The 20254-nt window shown below is 46.9% G+C and carries 21 protein-coding genes; 15 read left to right on the top strand and 6 right to left on the bottom strand.

What is annotated here, in order from left to right:
• Positions 1–79: 79 nt before the first annotated feature.
• Entirely contained in the window at positions 80–1033 is a 954-nt protein-coding gene (gene gluQRS, locus ACZ5NB_RS14500; protein ID WP_460234659.1) for a tRNA glutamyl-Q(34) synthetase GluQRS, read from the bottom strand.
• Between the two features lie 61 nt (positions 1034–1094).
• Positions 1095–1538: an RNA polymerase-binding protein DksA gene (gene dksA, locus ACZ5NB_RS14495; protein ID WP_460234658.1), complete on the bottom strand. Its 444-nt coding sequence runs from the start codon at positions 1536–1538 to the stop codon at positions 1095–1097.
• Between the two features lie 246 nt (positions 1539–1784).
• On the opposite strand from dksA, the gene sfsA reads away from it, so the two are divergent.
• Complete coding sequence (gene sfsA, locus ACZ5NB_RS14490; RefSeq protein WP_460234657.1) at positions 1785–2510, top strand: DNA/RNA nuclease SfsA; 726 nt, start codon at positions 1785–1787, stop codon at positions 2508–2510.
• A gap of 14 nt (positions 2511–2524) precedes the next feature.
• Here the strand turns inward: sfsA and ACZ5NB_RS14485 are convergent, their stop codons facing one another.
• The 3 genes from ACZ5NB_RS14485 to ACZ5NB_RS14475 all read right to left on the bottom strand — a co-directional run bounded on the left by ACZ5NB_RS14485 (position 2525) and on the right by ACZ5NB_RS14475 (position 4246).
• Positions 2525–2875 (bottom strand): Rieske (2Fe-2S) protein, encoded by a 351-nt coding sequence (locus tag ACZ5NB_RS14485; RefSeq protein ID WP_460234656.1) that lies wholly within the window; start codon positions 2873–2875, stop codon positions 2525–2527.
• Positions 2876–2985: 110 nt separating this feature from the next.
• Entirely contained in the window at positions 2986–3768 is a 783-nt protein-coding gene (locus ACZ5NB_RS14480; protein ID WP_460234655.1) for a Crp/Fnr family transcriptional regulator, read from the bottom strand.
• Positions 3769–3967: 199 nt separating this feature from the next.
• Positions 3968–4246 (bottom strand): TfoX/Sxy family protein, encoded by a 279-nt coding sequence (locus tag ACZ5NB_RS14475; RefSeq protein WP_460234654.1) that lies wholly within the window; start codon positions 4244–4246, stop codon positions 3968–3970.
• Between the two features lie 298 nt (positions 4247–4544).
• On the opposite strand from ACZ5NB_RS14475, the gene ACZ5NB_RS14470 reads away from it, so the two are divergent.
• From ACZ5NB_RS14470 to ACZ5NB_RS14425, 10 genes are all read left to right on the top strand, one after another.
• A complete protein-coding gene (locus ACZ5NB_RS14470; RefSeq protein WP_460234653.1) occupies positions 4545–5225 on the top strand; it encodes a M15 family metallopeptidase in 681 nt (226 codons plus the stop codon).
• Positions 5226–5262: 37 nt separating this feature from the next.
• The gene (locus ACZ5NB_RS14465; RefSeq protein ID WP_460234652.1) at positions 5263–5922 is read left to right on the top strand and encodes an HAD family hydrolase; all 660 of its coding nucleotides are present in this window, start codon (positions 5263–5265) and stop codon (positions 5920–5922) included.
• A 210-nt stretch (positions 5923–6132) separates the two neighbouring features.
• Positions 6133–6567 carry a MarR family winged helix-turn-helix transcriptional regulator gene (locus ACZ5NB_RS14460; protein ID WP_460234651.1) on the top strand — a complete coding sequence of 145 codons (435 nt, stop codon included), beginning with the start codon at positions 6133–6135 and terminating at the stop codon, positions 6565–6567.
• 3 nt (positions 6568–6570) lie between these two features.
• The gene (locus ACZ5NB_RS14455) at positions 6571–7629 is read left to right on the top strand and encodes an HlyD family secretion protein (RefSeq protein WP_460234650.1); all 1059 of its coding nucleotides are present in this window, start codon (positions 6571–6573) and stop codon (positions 7627–7629) included.
• A gap of 25 nt (positions 7630–7654) precedes the next feature.
• Positions 7655–9172 carry a DHA2 family efflux MFS transporter permease subunit gene (locus ACZ5NB_RS14450; protein ID WP_460234649.1) on the top strand — a complete coding sequence of 506 codons (1518 nt, stop codon included), beginning with the start codon at positions 7655–7657 and terminating at the stop codon, positions 9170–9172.
• A gap of 107 nt (positions 9173–9279) precedes the next feature.
• Positions 9280–10095, top strand: coding sequence for a serine O-acetyltransferase (gene cysE / locus ACZ5NB_RS14445; RefSeq protein ID WP_460234648.1), 816 nt, complete (start codon positions 9280–9282; stop codon positions 10093–10095).
• 208 nt (positions 10096–10303) lie between these two features.
• On the top strand, positions 10304–11197 hold the full coding sequence (htpX, locus tag ACZ5NB_RS14440) for a protease HtpX (RefSeq protein ID WP_460234647.1): 894 nt from the start codon (positions 10304–10306) through the stop codon (positions 11195–11197).
• Between the two features lie 133 nt (positions 11198–11330).
• The gene (locus ACZ5NB_RS14435; RefSeq protein ID WP_460234646.1) at positions 11331–12215 is read left to right on the top strand and encodes a hypothetical protein; all 885 of its coding nucleotides are present in this window, start codon (positions 11331–11333) and stop codon (positions 12213–12215) included.
• A 330-nt stretch (positions 12216–12545) separates the two neighbouring features.
• Entirely contained in the window at positions 12546–14735 is a 2190-nt protein-coding gene (locus ACZ5NB_RS14430; protein ID WP_460234645.1) for a molybdopterin oxidoreductase family protein, read from the top strand.
• Positions 14736–14811: 76 nt separating this feature from the next.
• Complete coding sequence (locus ACZ5NB_RS14425; protein ID WP_460234644.1) at positions 14812–16722, top strand: DmsC/YnfH family molybdoenzyme membrane anchor subunit; 1911 nt, start codon at positions 14812–14814, stop codon at positions 16720–16722.
• A gap of 140 nt (positions 16723–16862) precedes the next feature.
• Here ACZ5NB_RS14425 and ACZ5NB_RS14420 read toward each other — a convergent pair whose 3' ends face one another.
• Positions 16863–17549 (bottom strand): HAD family hydrolase, encoded by a 687-nt coding sequence (locus ACZ5NB_RS14420; RefSeq protein WP_460234643.1) that lies wholly within the window; start codon positions 17547–17549, stop codon positions 16863–16865.
• A 608-nt stretch (positions 17550–18157) separates the two neighbouring features.
• On the opposite strand from ACZ5NB_RS14420, the gene ACZ5NB_RS14415 reads away from it, so the two are divergent.
• Genes ACZ5NB_RS14415 through ACZ5NB_RS14400 form a run of 4 tightly spaced genes read left to right on the top strand, consistent with a single transcriptional unit; the run spans position 18158 to position 20174 of the window.
• Positions 18158–18814: a hypothetical protein gene (locus tag ACZ5NB_RS14415; RefSeq protein ID WP_460234642.1), complete on the top strand. Its 657-nt coding sequence runs from the start codon at positions 18158–18160 to the stop codon at positions 18812–18814.
• 3 nt (positions 18815–18817) lie between these two features.
• Positions 18818–19345: a GTP-binding protein gene (locus ACZ5NB_RS14410; RefSeq protein WP_460234641.1), complete on the top strand. Its 528-nt coding sequence runs from the start codon at positions 18818–18820 to the stop codon at positions 19343–19345.
• 1 nt (position 19346) lies between these two features.
• Complete coding sequence (locus tag ACZ5NB_RS14405) at positions 19347–19739, top strand: roadblock/LC7 domain-containing protein (RefSeq protein WP_460234640.1); 393 nt, start codon at positions 19347–19349, stop codon at positions 19737–19739.
• A gap of 27 nt (positions 19740–19766) precedes the next feature.
• Entirely contained in the window at positions 19767–20174 is a 408-nt protein-coding gene (locus ACZ5NB_RS14400; protein WP_460234639.1) for a hypothetical protein, read from the top strand.
• The last annotated feature ends 80 nt before the right edge of the window (positions 20175–20254 follow it).

Genomic DNA, 20254 nt, shown 5'->3' with positions numbered 1-20254 from the left:
GTGTTTTCATTATTGTTAATCGTCGTTATGGGTCACTGACTAGGATACTACCTGTTGCGAGCTGGCCGTGGCAAATCGCTTACCGGTCTTGGTTTGAATCCGGGGGTTGATAACCCATGATTTTGGGAACCTGGTTTATATCCCAGTTGTGAATTGCCCAGCTCAACAATTCGCTTGGCTCAGCTCCTCGCAGCGTTGTAGGAGGCATCTGCCTGAGAAAGGAGAGTGCTTGCCACAAATTTTCTGATGGTTGGGCATCGTTGAGTGGTGACGCGTGATGTTGCTTACTCAGTTTTTGCCCCAGTGCATTTAAAGCGACTGGGCAATGCCCGAACCGTGGAGCCGTTGCTCCCAACAATTGGAACAGCAGCTTTTGCGGTCCTGTAGACTCGAGTAGGTCAGAGCCCCGAATAACGTGGGTAATACCTTGATAGATATCGTCCACTACAACAGCGAGTTGATAAGCGTATAAGCCGTCCTTGCGTTTGATAATAAAATCGCCCATTTCGGCAGCAACATCCTGCTGTTGGGGGCCAAAAACCAGGTCGTCATATATTTGTATGTGAGAGGCTTGAACGCTTGCTGGAAAGTCGTGGCTCAATAGTCGCCAGGCAACTGGCTCATCCTGTCGAATAGGTGTATCGGGGGTGCGACACGTGCCTGGGTAAATGCCGCCAAGTGCGGCAATGGCTTTTCGGGTGCAGCGACATGGGAATGTAACACCCATGTCGGATAACAGTGTTAAGGCTTCCCGATAGGCATCCTGGCGTTGGCTTTGCCAGAGGATTTCACCGTCCCAGTGAAGCTTGTGCGTTTCAAGACTTTTGACAATAGCGTCTGCTGACCCAGCAACCTCTCTAGGGGGGTCGAGATCTTCCACTCTTAAGAGCCATTGGCCCTGGTGGTGTCGCGCATCAAGATAACTGGCTAAGGCAGAGACGAGCGAACCGAAATGCAATGGTCCCGAAGGTGAGGGGGCAAATCGCCCAACATACGGAGTAATGTTCGCAATGGAGACGGCTGGGGAGGTCACAGCTAGGCGCACTCCGGCGAGTGGGCCCAGCTGTGTTTAGCAGCGCAAGACAGCAAGATAATTAACCGCTGATTTGCTTCTCTTTGATTTCGTCTAAGGTTTTGCAGTCCACGCACAGCGTCGCTGTAGGACGTGCTTCGAGACGACGAATACCTATCTCGACGCCGCAGGTATCGCAAAAACCATAGTCATCGTTATCAATGAGCTCCAGAGTGGAGTCAATTTTTTTGATCAGCTTGCGCTCACGATCGCGAGTGCGAAGCTCTAAGCTGAAGGCTTCTTCTTGGCTTGCACGATCGGCGGGGTCTGGTGGATTGGATGCTTCATCCTTCATGTGGCTCATGGTTCGATCCACTTCTTCCATCAATTCCCTTTTCCATGCCAGTAAGAGCGCACGGAAATGATCACGCTGAGCTTCGTTCATGTACTCTTCACCCTTTTTCTCTTTATAGGGTGAAAAACCGTGCATGCTGAAGCTTTCAATCTTAGCTGAAGTTTTAGGCATCGTTATGGCCTCTTTTCAACACAACATATCCATCGTAAAGGGCTACCTTTTGTCCCGCAGAGCGGTACTGGGGGGGGCCCCGTTTTTTGAACCGTGCAACCTACCAGAACTCAACAAGCTGCGCCAGCAATTTTTGATAGTAGGGGCCCTTCAGGGCCGGCTCTTAGGTATACGGCGTCATTTAAAGATCCATAGTATGATGTTTCCTTGTTCAGCAAAATTAACCTACAAGTTTAGCCAGATGTTATGAAGTTTAATCCTCCGCTTATTAAGGGGCGATTTGTGCGCCGCTATAAACGCTTTTTCGCCGATGTGGAGTTGGAATCCGGAGAAACGGTGACAGCTCACTGCCCAAATACGGGATCAATGAAAAACTGTTTAGTAGAAGGTTCTCCCTGTTGGATATCCAAGTCCGATAACCCTAAGCGCAAACTTGCTTACACTTGGGAGATAGCCACCGTTCCGGGTAGAAAAAAAGCGGGAGTAAATACCGGTAGGGCCAACGCATTGGTGGAAGAGGCCATTAAAAATGGGGTCATTGAAGAGCTTCAAGGCTATAGCGAAATCCGGAGAGAGGTGCCTTATGGTGCAGAACGCAGTCGAATTGATTTTTTTTTGGCGGGGCACGCTAAGCAAAAAGACTGCTATGTCGAAGTGAAAAACGTTACCTTGGCACTCAGTAAGGGTGTCGGTGCTTTTCCGGACTCAATAAGTGAACGTGGTCAAAAGCACCTACGCGAATTAATGTCGCAAGTGGACAAGGGATATCGCGCGGTGCTGCTTTTTTGTGTCCAGCATACGGGCATTGAGCATGTCGTGCCGGCAGATGACATTGATGTTCGTTATGGAGAGTTGTTGAGAGAAGCCCTTTATCTAGGCGTGGAGGTGCTGGCGTATCGAGCGGCATTAACCGCTCGCGAAATAGCTATTAAAGAACGAATCGCTTTTAGTGCGCCTGAACTCTATGAATGAGCTACCAAGTGATTCTAGAGTTGCGCTAAAACAGAACTGGCAACACTGATTTTTCCATTAATAATTTCGACAGGAACAGACTCCAAGCTACGTCCGGGGCAAGGACCTGCGACACAGAGACCCGAATCAATTGTAAACAACGCGCCGTGACTTGTGCACTGAATCAACTCATTGTCCTTGTCGAGGAAGCGATCTGGTGTCCAGTTTAATGGCAGTTGCACATGCGGGCAGCGGTTAACGTAAACGTAAACTTGCTGTCGTTTTTTGACGGCGAAAAGTTCTTTACCCTCTATGCTAATACTTTTGCTGCCTGGATCGGCTATTTCATGAAGATAGCATAACGTTTTTAATCCAAAGTCACTCATTGGTTTGACTCGCTCGAATTGGATGGGGGTACGTTAGCCTATAAGTCTTCGGTGTACAAACAGAGGGCGGTCCTGTCTGGTGGTCAACGGTCGTGACTTTAATCGTGGCTTTATTGGAGCGAGCGAACTTGGCGATTGAGTTGATTAATTTTTTCAGCCATCTCTTCCACAAGATTAACAGCGACTTTAGGGTGGTGGGCAACGAGGTCCAGGAATTCGTCTTTTCTCACGGCAAGCACACTGCAAGCGCTGGTGGCAATTACTGACGCATTGCGACGTTGTCCGGTAAAAACGGCCATCGCGCCAAAAATTTCTTCAGCTTTAATCTCACCGACTTTAATCTCATCGTGGATTGCGTCAGCGCTACCTTCGAGTAGTGTGTATACGCATTCAGCTTCTTCTCCCTGAGCGATGATCGTATCGCCTTCCTCAAAGTGTAAAAAACCGGTAGCTGGCTGATAAAGCCCAGGGGTTTCCACCGCTAATGCTTGGCGGTAGTAACTTGCTTGGCTTATCAGCAGTAATGTCCAGTGTTTTTGTAAAGTCTCCGAGCTGTTAACGTGAGCCATTAACTGATCGCGAGTATAGGGAATTAATTCGACAGGTGAGTCGGCGCTATAGGGACCTTCTTCTAGTTTGAGAGACTTTGCGAAACCTAATAGGTCACCAGGTTGCGCGCGAAATACAACCTTGCCGCCAAACTCGTAGTCTAAGAGACCTTCTTTGAGGACAAAAATTCTGGTATTCGGTTGGCCGTCAAAAAGATCCTGAACACTGCTCATTGCAATAGGGTCTCCGTCACTCGGAAGACCTTCCAGAATGTGTTTGGTGAGGCTGCAAATGCGTTTGGCGAGCTCATCGAGCTCGGGAAGATGTTTTTCGGGTAACTGCATATCGACTATAAACTCTTAGGACAGGCGATATTCTATGAAGAAAAATACCCTAACCCAACGTCGTAACGATAGCTGGTTGTGACCGATGGACTTATGGTATTGAGGTGGAAAATCAGGAAAAATCTGAGAACATGGTCACAACATTGGGGGGCTGAGTGAATTCATGACAGCCCCAGATTGATATGTGATTACAGTTTGTTTAGCTTACAGAAAAGTCTTCTGCTTCAGCTTCTTCGACTAAGCGTTCTTTTAAATCAGGTTCGAGCGCTTTCCAGTGAATATCCAAGAGAGCGCCCTCTAAGGCGTAGAGCATTACTTTGGATACATTGATGCCGCGGGCTTTAATCCGCCGATACGCCTGGACCGACCCCATGCTTTTTAAATCGTCATAGGTGCTGACGCCAATAGCGCGTAGGATATTGACCGAGGCAGCGCCTAGGTTTTTGAGTTCTATTAGTTCTTTTGCGTGCTCAACCAAAACTACGAGGGCCCCCACAAAATTAAGTGCTTTAAAATTATTAGTATCTGCGTTCACCTGATTGAAAAATTAGAGGTGATAGCATATTAGTAAGCACGATATATATAATACTTCACGGCTTTATATAGCTGAGGGTTATAATACAGGTTTGGTTTCACTCTGCAATTTGTTTTCAGCACTTTTTGAACCTGTATTTCGCATTTTGGATATGAATAATTGCGGGTCGTAATTGAGGGATCAAAAATTCGACTCGACGTTTTAACGCGCAACAAATTAAGCGACACAAATGATGATCAAAATGACAAGGCAAATTCTCTTCGGTTTTGATCACTCGCATTTGTGTGTCGTACCCGGATCGTCGGCTTGGTTGCATAAAGACGTCATCGCTCCATTGAGTGCGTTGTGCGCAAAAGCGAGTGAAGCAGGTTTCGACCTGGTGGTTGCCAGCGGATTTCGAAGCGTTGAAAAACAAACAGACATTTGGAATGGGAAAGTAAGAGGAGAGCGGCCAGTTCTCAACAGTGATGGTCAGCCAATCGACACACGAAAACTAACAGACTGGGAATTATTGCAAGCGATTTTGCGCTGGTCCGCGTTACCTGGGGCTTCTCGGCACCACTGGGGAACGGATTTTGATATCTACGATAAACGTTGTTTGCCTGCAGGCTACCGGCTTCAGCTCACCGTAGAGGAATGCGAGCCGGGAGGTGTCTTTGCAGCTTTTTACGAGTGGTTTAGTCCGTTAATTGATAGTGATCAGGCAAATGGTTTTTTTCGCCCTTATGCGATTGATTACGGTGGTGTAAGTCGTGAACCTTGGCATTTAAGTTATCGCCCGTTGGCAGATGAATTTTGTGCGGCACTCTCAATCGATGCACTAGCTGAAATAGTTGAGCAGAGTGAAATGTTGTATAAGGATCTCGTACTAAAAAAACTCCCCGAGATTTATCAGTGTTACGTATTAAATCGGCCTTCGTGAATGACATAAAAAACCTAAAAAGAGTTCTCCAGTTAAAATGTTAGTGATATTTGATTGCGATGGTGTGTTGGTTGATAGCGAACAGATTGCCAATGAAACTATGCAGACGCACTTGGCAAAATATGGATTACTTTTATCGATTCGAGATATTAATAATGCTTTTCGCGGTCTCTCGTTGGAATCGGTAATCGATAAAATAATCCACGAATTTGGAGTTTCGATACCCGAAAACTTCCTCAATCAATTACAAAAAAATACCTTTGATTCTTTCCGCGAACGGTTACAGCCAATAGACGGTGTCGAGGCTGTGTTGCAACGCTTGGTTCAGCAGAAGGTGCCGATCTGCGTCGCGTCCAGCGGTAGTCATGATAAGTTGAGTTTGACCTTGGGTATCACAGGGCTTGATAGGTATTTTGATGGCTTCATCTATAGTGCCGCTGATGTTCATCGAGGGAAGCCCGCTCCGGACTTATTTTTGTATGCGGCACGGCAAATGGGGGTGACCCCAAGTGACGCTGTGGTTATTGAGGATTCTGTCGCGGGTATCAATGCGGCAAAATCCGCTGGTATGCAAGTGTTTGCTTACTGTGAGCCGTCTTTGTCGCCGGGAGATATCGAGGCGCGCCTTGGTGCTGGGGCGCAGTGCTTTTTCTCCATGGCCAATTTGCCCCACTACCTAGACGAAGTCTTGGTCTAACAATGCCGGCCTCCCCAGAAGGCGAGGCAAGGGCCTGACTTATGCGCTAGCCTCCAACTCAATCCTGCAATTACCAGCTTATACAAAATTTACTAACACTATGCCTTGGAAATTGTCTTATAATAAGCATTGCTTATTATAAGACAGTGATGCATATTTCAGTTTGGCATCACCTGTTAGCCCTCTAGCAATTGAATTGGAAATGACAATATGAGTGTTTTCGAAGAACCCGGACTCGGGTTTTTAATTACCGACATTGCGCGCTTACTCCGTAAGGTGTTTCAGCGCAGCATGGTTGGTAGTGAGCTGACGTTGGCGCAGTCTCGCGCGTTGGTGTATGTCGCACGAAACCCAGGGATTCGTCAGGTTGAGCTCGCTGATCGTTTAGAGGTTCAGCCAATCACCCTTGCACGACTGATTGATCAACTACAAAAGTTAGAGTTGGTTGAGCGCCGTCCAGATCCCAATGATCGCCGGGCTCATAAGCTATATCCCCTCGAAAAAGCCACTTATCACCTGCAAAAAATAGAAGAGGTCATTATCGAGGTCCGGAAAGAGGCCTTTGCTGGGCTTTCCGAGGAAGAAAAACAAATTATGCTCAAAGCCGTTAATCAAATAAAAGATAACTTATCAAAAAGCGTTTAGCGAATGAGTGATACTGCGATGTCTGTTAAAACTGTCACCCAAAATCAACTAAAGCGCTTTGTGTTTATGGTCGTTGTGCCTTTGGGTGTGCTCGTCATGTGCCTTATGATCTACCTTAACGGAGGGCGTTATGTTGAAACGGACAATGCCTACATTAAGGCTGATATTGTGCCTATTAGTGCTCGAGTGGCGGGTACGATTGATTACGTGAATGTCATAGAAAACCAAACCGTCGCCCGGGGAGACTTGCTTTTTCGAATTGATAATACGCCTTTTCGTGTTCAAGTTGACAAAGCGCAGGCGCGTCTAGGTGAAGTTGAAGCGACATTGAATGCGCTGCGCAGTAAGTATCTTGAACAGCAAGTGAAGCTCGATGTTGAGAAAGAAAATTTAGCGTTCAACGAGCGCGAATTAAATAGACAGCGAGATTTAAAAGGCAAAAATTTTGTCTCAGAATCAGTGATGGATGATTTAGAGCATGCGGTAAAAACATCGAAACAAAACTTGGCGATTATGCGTCACGATATAGATCAAATCGAAGCGGAGCTTGGTGGTAAGACCCGCGGCTCTTTAACGGATCATCCCTCCTATCAACTCGCTTTGGCTGACTTGCGCCATGCGGAATATGAATTAGCCCACACCGAAGTGCGTGCCCCCTTGGCGGGTGTGGTCAGTAACATTCCAAAGCTGGGGCAATTTGTGCGTGAGGGTATTAATGCGGCCGCGCTGGTGGCGCATGCCAATATATGGATCGAGGCTAACTTCCCTGAAACCGATTTGACGCATGTTCAAGTTGGCCAAGCGGTGACGTTTACTGTGGACAGCTACCCAGATATCACCTGGAAAGGTGAGGTAGAAAGTATTAGTCCAGCTACTGGCGCTGAGTTCGCTATTTTACCGCCGCAAAACGCCACGGGTAATTGGGTGAAGATAGCGCAGCGCGTGCCTGTAAGAGTAAGAATACATTTCACCCAAGATTCACCACCGCTGAGAGTTGGCTTGAGTGCTGTTGTCGATATTGATACAGGGCACGTGCGTAAATTGCTCGGCGTTTCCTTGTAAGTTTTATCCCAGTTGAAGCGTAACGATGGACGCACCTGAAGCTACAGCATTATCCGGTCGCCAGCGTGGGCTTATCACGTTGTCGGTCATGTTGGCGACCATCATGCAGGCGATCGATACAACTATCGCTAATGTGGCGCTACCGCATATGCAGGGCTCAATGGGGGTGTTTCAAGATCAAATTGCCTGGGTGCTAACGTCCTATGTATTGGCTGCGGCAATTTTTATTCCGCTGACAGGGTTTCTCGCCGCACGCTTGGGGCGTCGGCGTTTGTTTTTAATTTGTGTAGTCGGTTTTACGCTCGCCTCGATGCTTTGTGGCGCAGCGCAAGATATCTATCAAATCGTTCTGTTCCGTTTCGTGCAAGGTGTTTTTGGTGCGCCATTAGTGCCGCTGTCCCAGGCCGTTATGCTAGATACCTATCCACGAGAAAAACATGGCTCCGCCATGGCGATGTGGGGTATGGGCGTTATGCTAGGGCCGGTCATCGGCCCAACACTCGGAGGCTGGTTAACGGAATACTATTCTTGGCGATGGGTGTTTTATATTAATTTACCGATCGGCATATTTACCGTCATCGGCTTGATGAGTTTTTTACCTGAGACCGCAGTAGATAAACACCGGCGATTCGATTACTTAGGCTTTTTCTTATTAGCCATTAGCGTTGGTGCCATGCAGATGATGCTGGACCGAGGAGAATCCTTGGATTGGTTTAATAGTCTTGAGGTTGTCATTGAGGCGATCATTGCGGCTGTCTTTTTTTATCTTTTTGTTGTTCACATCTATACCAACGAGCGGCCATTTATCGATCCAAGTATCTTTAAAGACAGAAATTTCGTTGTCGGAATGTCATTTATGTTTTTGATCGGGATTATTTTGCTCGCTGTGCTGGCACTACTGCCGCCGTTAATGCAGGGGTTGCTGGGTTATCCTGTGTTAACAGTGGGGAATCTGCTAGCCCCTCGGGGTGCAGGTACGATGATCAGTATGTTAATTGCTGGGCGTTTAGTGACAAAGATGGATCCGCGGATCATGGTTTGTGCGGGTTTGTTGTTGGTGGCGCACTCGCTTTGGGAAATGACGCAATTTAGTGATCAGGTAAGTGGAAAATTTATTCTCGTATCCGGTTTTGTGCAGGGGATTGGGCTGGGGTTGATATTTGTGCCGCTCTCGACATTGACCTTTGCAACGCTCGGCGCACAATGGCGAATTGAAGCTACACCGTTGTATAACTTGGTGCGTAATTTAGGTAGCAGCGTGGGCGTGTCGATGGCTGTAACCTTGCTGGCGCAAAACACACAGGCTAATCACGGAGCCTTTGTAGAGTACCTCTCGACCAATAGAATTGGTTTGCAGCAGGCAATCGACCTTGGTCGAATAGACATCGAGAGTGTTCGTGGGTTATCTCTGATTAATCTTGAGGTGTATCGTCAATCACAGTTTCTTGCTTACCTTCAGGATTTTCGTTTAATGATGTGGATGACGCTGGCAGCGATCCCTTTGTTACTAGTGTTACGAGTCCCTGAGGAAGCTGTGCCTTAGTTTGTGTGGAGCGAAAACTTAGACAGATCCGGTGCCATTGATTGTCAGTTGCCTAACCCTTGTGGCACTCTATGCCTTTAGTTTCGCCGGCACCAAGGTAAAAAACGATGACTGAAACCACAACGACATTGTCAGCAGAAGAAGTTTGGCTCGCTATTCAGAGCGAGGCGGAGCAGGTCGTCGAGAAAGAGCCGGCTTTAGCGAGCTACTACTATGCTGCTATTCTTAAACATAACAACCTTGCTGAAGCGATTAGTTTTGAGCTGGCCAATAAGCTGAATACCTCAACCGTTCCGTCGATGTCGTTGCGTGAATTAATTACGCAAACCTTAGAAGAAAACCCGGCGGTTTACCAAGCTATGGTGCAAGACATTTGCGCTTATAAAGACCGCGATCCAGCCTGCGATAAGTATTGTTTGCCTTTATTGTACTTCAAGGGCTTTCATGCACTGCAAACACACCGTATCGCTCACCAACTTTGGTTGAGTGGGCGACAATTCCTTGCGCTTTACTTACAAAACAAAATGTCACAGCAGTTCGGTGTCGATATCCATCCGGGGGCGCGGATTGGTGGCGGGATTATGATTGATCATGCGACGGGTGTTGTGATTGGTGAGACCTGCGTATTAGGCAATGACATTTCAATTTTGCACTCGGTAACGCTGGGCGGTATTGGTTGCGAGGGTGGCGATAGGCACCCCAAAATTGGTGACGGCGTGCTGCTCAGTGTCGGCGCGAAAGTGCTAGGTAATATTCATATTGGCGAGGGGGTCAGGGTAGGCGCAGGCAGTGTCGTGTTGACCGATGTCCCGGCGCATACAACAGTTGCCGGAGTGCCTGCCCAATTTGTTGGTCAGGCGGCGGAAGATCAACCAGCCTTATCGATGCAGCATGTATGGCAAAAAATGCGTTGTGACGACTAGTATAATCCTCTCTCGTTTGCGGTTCTTTTTCGGCGCTTCATAATAGATTTTTCTTTCTATTGTCTTCGAACTTATTCTCATTTTTCTAGTCTTGAAATCCGTATGGTTTTGCCCCATATCATGGTAGGTAAATGGGTCCGCGCTTTTGTGTGCCAGGCCTATTGTTAGCATTTTGATGATGCGGTTCGTTTTTGATTTGGAGATGTCTGTGTTAAGAATCGGTTTGTTTTTGCTCACCAACTTCGCCGTTATTGTGGTGGCGAGTATTACACTGAATCTACTGGGAGTGGGAAGTTACTTAGACAGCACGGGAAGTGGGCTCAACCTCCAAGCGTTACTTATTTTTTGCGCCGTGTTTGGCTTTGCCGGCTCTTTTATTTCATTGTTCATGTCTAAGTGGCTAGCCAAACGCTCGACTCGAACGCGGGTTATTGATCAGCCGCGCTCGGCTAAAGAGCAGTGGTTGGTAAACACTGTGGCTGAATTGGCTGAACAGGCCGGTATCGGAATGCCTGAGGTGGGTACTTTCCCATCTCAGCAATCCAATGCGTTTGCTACAGGTTGGAATCGTAACAATGCGCTGGTCGCTGTGAGTGATGGGCTGCTATCGCGATTTGATCAAAGTGAAGTACGTGCGGTGCTGGCTCATGAGATTGGGCATGTGGCCAATGGTGATATGGTAACGCTCGCCTTAGTGCAGGGTGTGGTGAATACCTTCGTCATGTTTTTTGCTCGAATCATCGGTCATGTTGTCGATCGCGTTGTGCTCAAAAATGAGCGCGGGCATGGCATCGGTTATTATGTGGCTACTTTTGTTGCGGAAATTATATTGGCGTTCTTGGCGAATATGATTGTGGCGTGGTTCTCGCGTCGCCGCGAATTTAGAGCAGACTACGCGGGAGCTAGTCTTGCGGGCAAAGGCGCTATGATTGGCGCGCTGCAGAGGTTGCAAGCAGAAATGAACGCAAAGGTTCCTAACCAAATGCCAGAGACTCTCGTTGCGTTTGGTATATCTTCTGGTTTTTCTGACAAAATGGCCAGTGCATTTGCCACCCACCCGCCTCTGAATGTTCGCATTCAGCGGCTGCAAAACGAGCTTTAGTGTGCTTGGCTCATCTGCCGTCAGGGCAGTGAGCCGACACGTTTGTCAGCTTATTCAAAGGGCGAGTCGCGCAAAGCGATGCCATCGGTTAGGATGATTAAATAGAGTTATCCAGAGGCTGATAGCAGCAACAATGAGCGACGAAAAGTTTGATATTGTATTTCGCGGCGATATCGTCCTAGGCCATACCTTGCCAGAGGTTAAGCAGCGTTTGGCGCAGCTATTCAAGATTGAGTTAGCTAAAGTAGATGCGCTCTTTACCGGTAAGGCTGTTCCCCTCAAGCGCAACCTCGATAAAGTAAGCGCTGAAAAGTATAAAGCTGCCTTGGTCAAGGCCGGCGCGCAAGTGTCGGTAAAAGCATCTAATGCCAGCGCCGCCCCAGCACCCGCCAGACCGCGCCCCGCAGCGAAACCGGTTGGGAGCATGGCTTCCCCGTCAGAGCAAAAGCCTATCAAGGCGATGACAATGAAGGAGCGTTTGGAGCTTCAGGCAGCTCAAGACGCTGCAAAAGAAGCCGCCAAAAAGGCGCAACAAGAAGCTCGAGCTGAAGCCCTTGAAAACTCACAGCCGGAGGGCGCAGAGGGTTTATCGTTGGCCCCTGTTGGCAGCTTATTGGTGAAACCCAAAGCACCAGAACAGCCTCCTGTGTTAAAAATCGATGGGATGACCTTGCGTCCCGCGCAAGGTGATTTACTGGATGCTAGTGAGAAGCCCTCGCCGGTTGCAGCCCAGGTCGAAGTGGCTGGCTATGACCTTGCGGACGTTGGTGCAGACCTGCTCGCGCCGGGTGAGCGTGCGGAAGAGCCTGAGATTACTATTGATTTTAGCGACTTCGATCTCGCCGAAGTAGGTGCTGACTTACTCTTAGCGGCGGAGCGCCATGAGGTACCCCCGGTAGCCGTAGCAAACAGCGATTTTGAGTTGGCGCCGGTTGGTGCCGATTTGGGAGAAAAAAGAAAAACGGCTCCTCCACCCCCTCCAGATACGAGTAACTTATCGCTAGACCCTAACCCCTAGTAGGTTTGTGGCATCCTTTCCTTCGGCGTTGGCTGAATTGCACCCAATGCCATCCCATTTCTAACATCAGCGTATGTAACCTATTTATTGTAGGGCTGGCGCTTGCCATTTTATCTGTTGTTCACTTTGAGTCTTTTCGACCCCTACGCCTTTGGCTCTATAAGAAGCTGGATGGCATGATTCTTGTTATAAAACCGGTCATATTCATCAGAATTACCTGAAATCACGCATTTTTCTAGTAATGAGTATTTATTTGGTGCGAAAAGCCGAAAATTCAAAAATGAATTGCACCAGAATAAGACCTTAATTTGAGGCTGGAGAACCAAAATAATGCTTTTTGGCCGTAGTGATCGTAACAAAATTAAAATTCTTGATAAAAAAGTCGAAAAGTGGACGTACACCACCTGTGGATACTGCTCCACTGGTTGCAGCATCGAAGTTGGAACCAATAAAGAAGGTAAGGCTGTAGCGACGCGGGGCCGTGCTGATGCTCATGTCAATAAAGGGAAGTTGTGCATCAAGGGCATTTTTGAGCATGAACTCTTCGAAGCGTCGGGCCGTGGTACCACGCCGCTAATACGAGAGAAGACATGGGACGAGTTCCAGTCTACGGATTGGGATACTGCGCTTGATAAAACGGCGGATGAGATTCAGCGTATTCAATCCCAGTATGGGCGTGATGCGTTTGCCATCGTATCTACCGGGCAGATTATGACCGAGGAATTTTATACTCTCGGAAAACTAGCGCGTGGCTGCATTGGTACCAACAACTATGATGGCAATACCACGCTCTGTATGGCATCCGCTGTATCTGGCTATAAACGCTCCTTTGGGCTTGATGGTCCACCGGGTTGTTACGATGATTTTGAGCACACCCACTGCATGATTGCTTGGGGCTCAAACCTGCCTGAGCAACATCCCATTATCTACTGGCGATTAAAAGAAGCACTCGAAAAACGGAAGTTTCCACTTATCGTCGTTGACCCTCGGGTAACTATGTTTGCTCAATTTGCAGATATTCACTTACCGATTACACCGGGCACAGACGTTGTGCTTCAAAACGCATTAATGCATGTCATTTTGGCTGAAGGTTTACAAGACAAAGAATATATCGCTGCATGCACGCAGGGCATCGAAGAAATAGAGGCGTGTGTCAAAGACTACGACCCAGTTTCAGCCTCAAAAATTTGCGGCATCGACGAAGATACGATTCGTAATGTGGCACGGTTATATGCCAAGGCATCGGCTGCGATGAGCATTTGGACGATGGGTATAAATCAAAGCACCCATGGGTCTGATGGTGTGGTGGGTATAAACAATTTGAACCTCATTACGGGCAATATCGGTAAGCCTGGTGGTACTAGCTTATCGATAACTGGTCAGTGCAACGCTATGGGGACGAGGGAATGGTCTTCATGTTCGGGGTTACCGGGTTATCGAATGCTGGAAAATACTGAGCATAGAAAAGAGATTGCAGAGTTCTGGGGAATAGAAGAGGACTTCTTCCCAGAAAAACGCGGGCTCGCTCAAACAGATATTTTTCCGGCAATTGAATCGGGGCAAATTAAAGGCCTTTGGCTGGTAGCGACTAACCCAATGACCTCCATGCCGAACACGGCGCGCATTCGTAAAATAATGGAGAAGCTTGAGTTTTTAGTTGTGCAAGATGCCTACGCTGATGTTGAAAGCAATCAATATGCTCACGTGTATTTTCCGGCTGCAGTGTGGGCAGAAAAAACGGGTTGTTTTACCAATACTGAACGACGCGTTAATTTAATTCGCCCGGTGGTTGAACCCTTGGGTGAATCTAAACCGGACTTTTGGATCTTCACGCAAATGGCCAAGCGATTCCCCAATGGCCAGAAAATCCATTTCCCAGAGGACACGGAAGGTGCGTTTAATGAGATGCGCGAACTGTCTAAAGGTAAAGAGCGAACACTCGATATTTCAGGGATGAACTATGACCTGATTGAAGAAAATCGTGGCATTCAATGGCCTTATCGAGAAGGAAGCGAAGGTGGCGAAGGAGATAAGCGGCTCTATGTCGATGGCAAATTTCCTACTCAAAGTGGCAAGGCAAACTTGATTCCGTTGCCCTTTATCGATAACAACGAAAGACCATGTGAAGATTATCCTTTCTGGTTGAATAGTGGTCGAGTTGTAGAGCACTTCCATACTCGTACAAGAACGGGGAAGTTGGGGAACTGCAATAAATTCAGCCCGACTCCCTATATGGAAATGAACCCCGACGCAGCAGCGGAGCTAGGGGTTAAGCACCAATCGTATGTCCGTTTGGTATCGCGACGAGGTGATGCTGTAGTGATGGTACAACTGACCCAGCGAATACCGCGAAATATGGTGTTCATTCCGTTTCACTTTTTTGACTGTGTTAACCGCCTATCTTTGGGGTTGTTAGATCCTCATTCGCGCCAACCGGCATTTAAACAAGGTGCAGTGCGTATCGAGCATGTAGATCAAGCGACGGCTGCGCAATTAAACGTGCAGCGCCGAAACTTTTAGTAAGGCGTCGTAACTGTTACGCCGCGCGAGCGATATTACACCAGCAAATTGGTAAATGAATTTTTAAGGACCGAGTATGTTATCTGTTTTACGCAGCATCCGAGATCGTCTCGACCAGATGGGTGCCGAGCCGGATCCAGTGTACAGCGAGCCTGTTGGAACCTGGGAGCCTCGGCCCAATGAACAACCCTACGCGTTGTTAAAAACCGATGGGGTAAAGAATGAAAATGTCTACGGACAAAAAATTGATCTACTTGAATTAACGGAACATAAGATCCCAGCGCAAGAATCGCTGATGATCAACCAGAATCCCGCCGTCAGCAAAAACCCGAACCGTTACAAGCAGCACGGGTTTTATTTTAATGCCGACAACTGTATTGGTTGTCATGCATGTGAGGCCGCCTGTAGCGAAAAAAATGGCAACCCTGCCCATATCAGCTTTCGCTCGGTCGGTTACGTTGAAGGCGGAACCTATCCTGACTTTAAACGCATGAATATTTCAATGGCTTGTAACCATTGTGATGACCCGGTGTGTTTAAAAGGTTGCCCTACGCGTGCGTACACTAAGCATCTTGAATATGGTGCAGTACTGCAAGACCCAGATACCTGCTTCGGTTGTGGTTATTGTACTTGGGTGTGTCCCTACAATGCCCCACAGCTCGACCCAATTAAAGGGCAGGTGTCGAAATGTAATATGTGTGTAGACCGCTTAGAAGAAGGTTTAAAGCCTGCTTGTGCGTCGGCATGTTTAGGGAACGCACTGGATTTTGGTGTTGTTGAGCAGTTGCCCGAGAATAGAGAGCAGAATCTAACGTCTATTCCTGGGTTTCCCACGCCGGATATTACCCACCCTAATATACGTTTCCAGCAAACGCGAACGATGCCGAACGAAGTAACCCGAACGGATTCAATGCCAATTAAATATGCTAAGGATCAGCAGGGGCAGTTTCGATCTGTGGTTGACGAAAAATCGGGTAAGCAGACTAGTTGGAACCTCAGTAAATTAAGCTCTCGTGAAAACCCTTTGGTATTTTTCACTTTGACGAGCCAGGCTGCCATTGGCGCTTTTATGTTCGTGTTTATCGGGCAATTGTTGGGGATAGACGCTGTTCAGTCATTTAGCGGTGGTGTCGGCTATTTTGCACTTTTAATCGCATTGGCAGGTTTGCAAGTTGCGGGCTTGATCATGTCGACTGTGCATTTAGGGAAGCCTTTACGGTTCTACCGAGGTTTTAATAATTTACGTCATTCTCCGTTAAGTCGTGAGGCGTTAGGTATTGCGTGTTTTCTCGCGGGGTTGTGCGGCTTTATACTTTTTGAGCTGGTAGGGCTTTGGTTGGATTTCGCTATTGTGACAGTACTCGGCACTTTAGCTGGTGTATTTGCCTCTTTATCGGCAATTGTTGGTTTGTGGTACATGCACAAGATATATCGAATAAAAGCTCGGCCATTCTGGAATCATTGGCAAGTTATCACCTCGTTTTTTGGAACAGGTGCTAGCTTTGGTGGAGCCTTGTTAAGCACTTTTTTTGTTGCTAGCGTGGCTTTGTCAGGAGGTGATTTAAACGCTGCGATAACGCTAGCTGCTTCATTTATGGCTGTTGGCTTGTTAGCCGAATCAATCGGATTAATTTGTCATGCACGTTTTCTCAATGGTGAGGAAGGTGAAGGGGCTGCGGCGCATTATGTGCAGTGCACAACGTTTGGTAAAACCTACCGGCTGCGCAACACATTATTGGGCGTTTCTCTAGTACTTGTTGGAGTCGCTACTTTGCTTCCGCCGACTACGGGGTTAGCTGTTTTACTGCTCGCTAGTCTGGCAACTGTTTGTGCGCTGTTTATAGGCCGAGCGTTATTCTATGTGTTAGTAATTCCAACCACGATGCCTGGTGCATTCTTTTGGAAGAATAAAGGCTTTGAAGAGCATGCGCGCGACGTTGGACTGGCAGATATGCCTCAGGTCGGTGTTGTTCCGAATCTTCACTAAGTATTATAAAGATAAAGTGCAGGGTTGTTGTTTAGCAACCCAAAACACTAACTCTATGAATTGGTTTTTCAATCCTCTTTGCGCCCACCCGACACAGCACCCGACATAGAAAGATGTCACTCCGATAGAGGTGCGCATCGTTACATGGTGGCTAGTGTTAATGTATCGATTAAATCGATACATTTCGCCAGTGATTGAATGTGGTGTTTCGGTCGCGGTAAATGATTTGGCCAATCAACAAAACCTTCAAGCCAAATGGGTATCAGTCCTGCGTTGAATGCACCGGCATAGTCGTTTGAGGGGTGGTCACCAATAAAGTAGGTGGCTTTCCTGTCCGCTTGCAGTTCCGCTAATGCTAAGTCAAAGATAGCTTTCTCTGGTTTTTGAAAGCCAGTTTCTTCGGAAATCAGGATAGAAGTAAAATAGTTGTCTATATTGAGGGCTTCAATTTTCTTTCTTTGTGCCTTAGCGCTACCGTTTGTGATAATACCCAGAGAGAAGCTGCTGTTCTTAAAATGCTCAAGGACTTGCATCAGTCCTGGCATAGGAGACGGATTTCTAGGAATCCAGGCTTGCCAATGGTCTATCAGGTCTTCGATGCTTGGACGTGTTCTCCATATATCGCTGTCACGAATATTCTTGCTCCTACGGTTATGACCTGCATAGCCGTTGTTATCATGCCGAACGAGCAAATTGGCAATATGCTCAAATGAATAATCGTTTTTCATAGACGTTTTAAAGTCGTGCTGAAATACGTTAGCGTAGCAATTAATCGTATCTGCCCGGTGAGTCAGTGTATTGTCTAAATCAAAGATGATGCTGTACATAGTCTCGCACATTAGTGGTTTTATGTTTTGCAGAGATATTCTTTTTACTACGCCGTACTAGAGTCTTTGTTGTAATGGTTGTGCAGTCATTCGAAAAATTGAATCCCTTACAGGATAGATGATGAATGTCGAAGCCCTGGGAGTATTTTAAATTTACTCCCACGTTATTCACAGTTGCCGTTTCATTTGATCAGCTAAAACCTACTGACTGATGGCTTAGCCGATAACTTTTCAGAACCTCGAAGCATACCCGATCGCTTCTATAGTGCTGTGGTGCTGCATCGATTGAAGTTTTTATACTAATTTATCACATGCTTGTCGAGGTAAAGGATACAGAGTTATGTGAATCGCTGCGCCACAAGCCCGCTTTTGAAAAAAATAACCAAAAAACAAAGACATACTTATAGGTATCTGCCGATTGGTTACCTGTGTTCGTTTACCAAATGCAGCTATTGGCGTTAAGCCTATTTTAGGCTTTGGCTATTTAGAAGGTCCCCAACTATTCTTCTTTTATATTAGAGCGCGAGCATTTCCAGAAATATAAAGGTGAGTCAAAAATCACTCACAGTAATTTCTTTGCTCTGTATAGACTCGATCAATGGGTAATCATGAATCACGGCAATACCATTTCTATCCAAGGGCTTGATGCAAGAGATCAAATGGTCTTTTCGAGCCTCATCTCATTACTGTCTTTTAAAACCAGTGATGAGTGGGAGATAACAACCGATGAGCATCAAGCCAAGGTAAAGATTATTGATTGCGATTCTCCAGCCGGATTGAAGAATGCTATACGCCGAGAAAAAATGGGTGAGCGTGTCATATTCTATGGGAACTGCACTGAAGCAAAAGCGCATGAAAAGTATCTAGGTAAGCCTCTGCGTGCGGCTGATATTCTCAGTTGCCTAAACACGTTTGATTTTCAAGAAATTAGTCATAAAGAAACTAGAGACGTTCTTCAAAGCACTGCTCAGCCAACCAATGCTGTTCGCTTAATTCGATGGCCAGACCGGACAATTTGTACGAGTTTGCATGGCTCAAGTAGGCTTTGTGCGGTGCTTCTAAAGAAGCCTGTATCGCTTCAAATGGCTGCGGAAATGACTGGCTTGACCTTGGGTGAAGTAGAGGTATTCGTGAATCGATGCCGTGATGCGAAGTGTATACGAGACATTGTGATTAAGACCGAATCTCGCATCGAAAAACAGGCGGGCGAAAAACATGTCAACCTTTTCGGCAAACTGCGCATGAAATTTGGCGCAAGAGGGTAGCTGGTGTCGGAACTAAAGTTTGTAATTACAGGTACTGCAGGCGTTGGCAAAACGACGGCCATTGCAGCCATTAGTGATATTCCCCCGGTATCGACGGATGCAGAAACGACTGATGAGCTGCGAGAACTTAAACAAGCGACGACGGTAGCGTTTGACTTTGGTGAAGTGATTGTAAATGAAGACACTCGAGTGAGAATCTACGGCACACCTGGCCAAGATCGTTTTCGTCACATGTGGGAAATATTGTCGGAAGGCGCGTTAGGGCTGGTAATTCTAGTTGACGATTCACGCCCCGACCCCATAGCTGATTTGGATATTTACGTGAGTAATTTTAAGCAATTGATTGACGAAACAGGTTTAGTTGTTGGGGTCACTCGTACGGAGGTAACCCAAAACCAAGAGTTTTCACCATATTACGAATACTTGGAATCCAACGATATATTCTGCCCGGTTATGGCGGTTGATCCGCGTCGCAGAGAAGATATGGCGGATGTAATGGATGCTTTGATGGCTGTCGTGGAGTACGCATAGCATGGCGGAAAAAAAGGAAATTGTGCTAAAAAAAAGTGTGGTTGTTCAGCACTTAAAAAGCTTGCTAAGCGTGAGCGATTCGATCTATGGCGTGGTTTTGTCTACCTTAGACGGGCATGCAGTATCCTCGCTTTTTGAAGGTGATCATGAGGATTCAAAATTAGCCGCAATGACGAGTTCTTGTTTAGCCTTGGGTGAAAAAATTGCCGTGGAGGTTAAGCAAAAAGGGTGTGATTTTGTGATTATCCAGAACCAGGATGGTTATGTCGCTATCAAGAAAATTGGTACTCGATTAGTTGTAACTGCGCTCGCGCATACTTCAATCAATTTAGGAATGTTACTGTCGTCGACTCAAAATATGGCGAGTCGTTTGGCAGATGAAATCAGTGTGTAGGCTATATTTTTCAACTAGGAGGCAATTATGGCCGATTTAAATGGTGTATGTCAGGAAATGGTGAGTGATGTTTCGGATGCGTTGGGTTGTGCAGTGGTAGACCTCTCTTCGGGTTTGCTATTGGCTGCTCATCACAATGTTCCGTATTTTACTCAAAGCTATCTCGATGCTGTAGCAGCTGCTGCTGTCGATATGTTTAGAGGTAAAACGATTACAACCGTTGAAAAGTTGTTATCTAATCAGCGCGGGCAGGCGGTATCAAACTCTATCAAAGAAGTGCAGATGAGTACTGATCATACCTACCACTTTATGAGTACTGTGCCCGGAAAAGAGAATTGCTTATTGGTGTTGATTACCGGTCGCAAAGCGAATCTAGGTATGGGCTGGTCTGCCGTGCGCAGTGCTTTGCCAACGATTGAGCCCTTCTGCCCTTAATTAGGTCTATTCATCAGTTGTCTCTTAACAAAGGGGGAGATTGCATGTCTCCTCGTTTGTTGAGTTCACTGTACATCTTC

The sequence above is a fragment of the Aurantivibrio plasticivorans genome (assembly GCF_055392955.1).
The sequence above is the reverse complement of the archived record's forward strand: the minus strand, read 5'-3'. Positions and strand labels throughout refer to the sequence as shown.

What these genes read in the sequence shown, in the direction of transcription:
- dksA (WP_460234658.1), bottom strand. Translation starts at nt 1,538, where the DNA reads ATGCCTAAAACTTCAGCTAAGATTGAAAGCTTCAGCATGCACGGTTTT.
- sfsA (WP_460234657.1), top strand. Translation starts at nt 1,785, where the DNA reads ATGAAGTTTAATCCTCCGCTTATTAAGGGGCGATTTGTGCGCCGCTAT.
- ACZ5NB_RS14485 (WP_460234656.1), bottom strand. Translation starts at nt 2,875, where the DNA reads ATGAGTGACTTTGGATTAAAAACGTTATGCTATCTTCATGAAATAGCC.
- ACZ5NB_RS14480 (WP_460234655.1), bottom strand. Translation starts at nt 3,768, where the DNA reads ATGCAGTTACCCGAAAAACATCTTCCCGAGCTCGATGAGCTCGCCAAA.
- ACZ5NB_RS14470 (WP_460234653.1), top strand. Translation starts at nt 4,545, where the DNA reads ATGACAAGGCAAATTCTCTTCGGTTTTGATCACTCGCATTTGTGTGTC.
- ACZ5NB_RS14465 (WP_460234652.1), top strand. Translation starts at nt 5,263, where the DNA reads ATGTTAGTGATATTTGATTGCGATGGTGTGTTGGTTGATAGCGAACAG.
- ACZ5NB_RS14460 (WP_460234651.1), top strand. Translation starts at nt 6,133, where the DNA reads ATGAGTGTTTTCGAAGAACCCGGACTCGGGTTTTTAATTACCGACATT.
- ACZ5NB_RS14455 (WP_460234650.1), top strand. Translation starts at nt 6,571, where the DNA reads ATGAGTGATACTGCGATGTCTGTTAAAACTGTCACCCAAAATCAACTA.
- ACZ5NB_RS14450 (WP_460234649.1), top strand. Translation starts at nt 7,655, where the DNA reads ATGGACGCACCTGAAGCTACAGCATTATCCGGTCGCCAGCGTGGGCTT.
- cysE (WP_460234648.1), top strand. Translation starts at nt 9,280, where the DNA reads ATGACTGAAACCACAACGACATTGTCAGCAGAAGAAGTTTGGCTCGCT.
- ACZ5NB_RS14435 (WP_460234646.1), top strand. Translation starts at nt 11,331, where the DNA reads ATGAGCGACGAAAAGTTTGATATTGTATTTCGCGGCGATATCGTCCTA.
- ACZ5NB_RS14430 (WP_460234645.1), top strand. Translation starts at nt 12,546, where the DNA reads ATGCTTTTTGGCCGTAGTGATCGTAACAAAATTAAAATTCTTGATAAA.
- ACZ5NB_RS14425 (WP_460234644.1), top strand. Translation starts at nt 14,812, where the DNA reads ATGTTATCTGTTTTACGCAGCATCCGAGATCGTCTCGACCAGATGGGT.
- ACZ5NB_RS14420 (WP_460234643.1), bottom strand. Translation starts at nt 17,549, where the DNA reads ATGTACAGCATCATCTTTGATTTAGACAATACACTGACTCACCGGGCA.
- ACZ5NB_RS14415 (WP_460234642.1), top strand. Translation starts at nt 18,158, where the DNA reads ATGAATCACGGCAATACCATTTCTATCCAAGGGCTTGATGCAAGAGAT.
- ACZ5NB_RS14405 (WP_460234640.1), top strand. Translation starts at nt 19,347, where the DNA reads ATGGCGGAAAAAAAGGAAATTGTGCTAAAAAAAAGTGTGGTTGTTCAG.
- ACZ5NB_RS14400 (WP_460234639.1), top strand. Translation starts at nt 19,767, where the DNA reads ATGGCCGATTTAAATGGTGTATGTCAGGAAATGGTGAGTGATGTTTCG.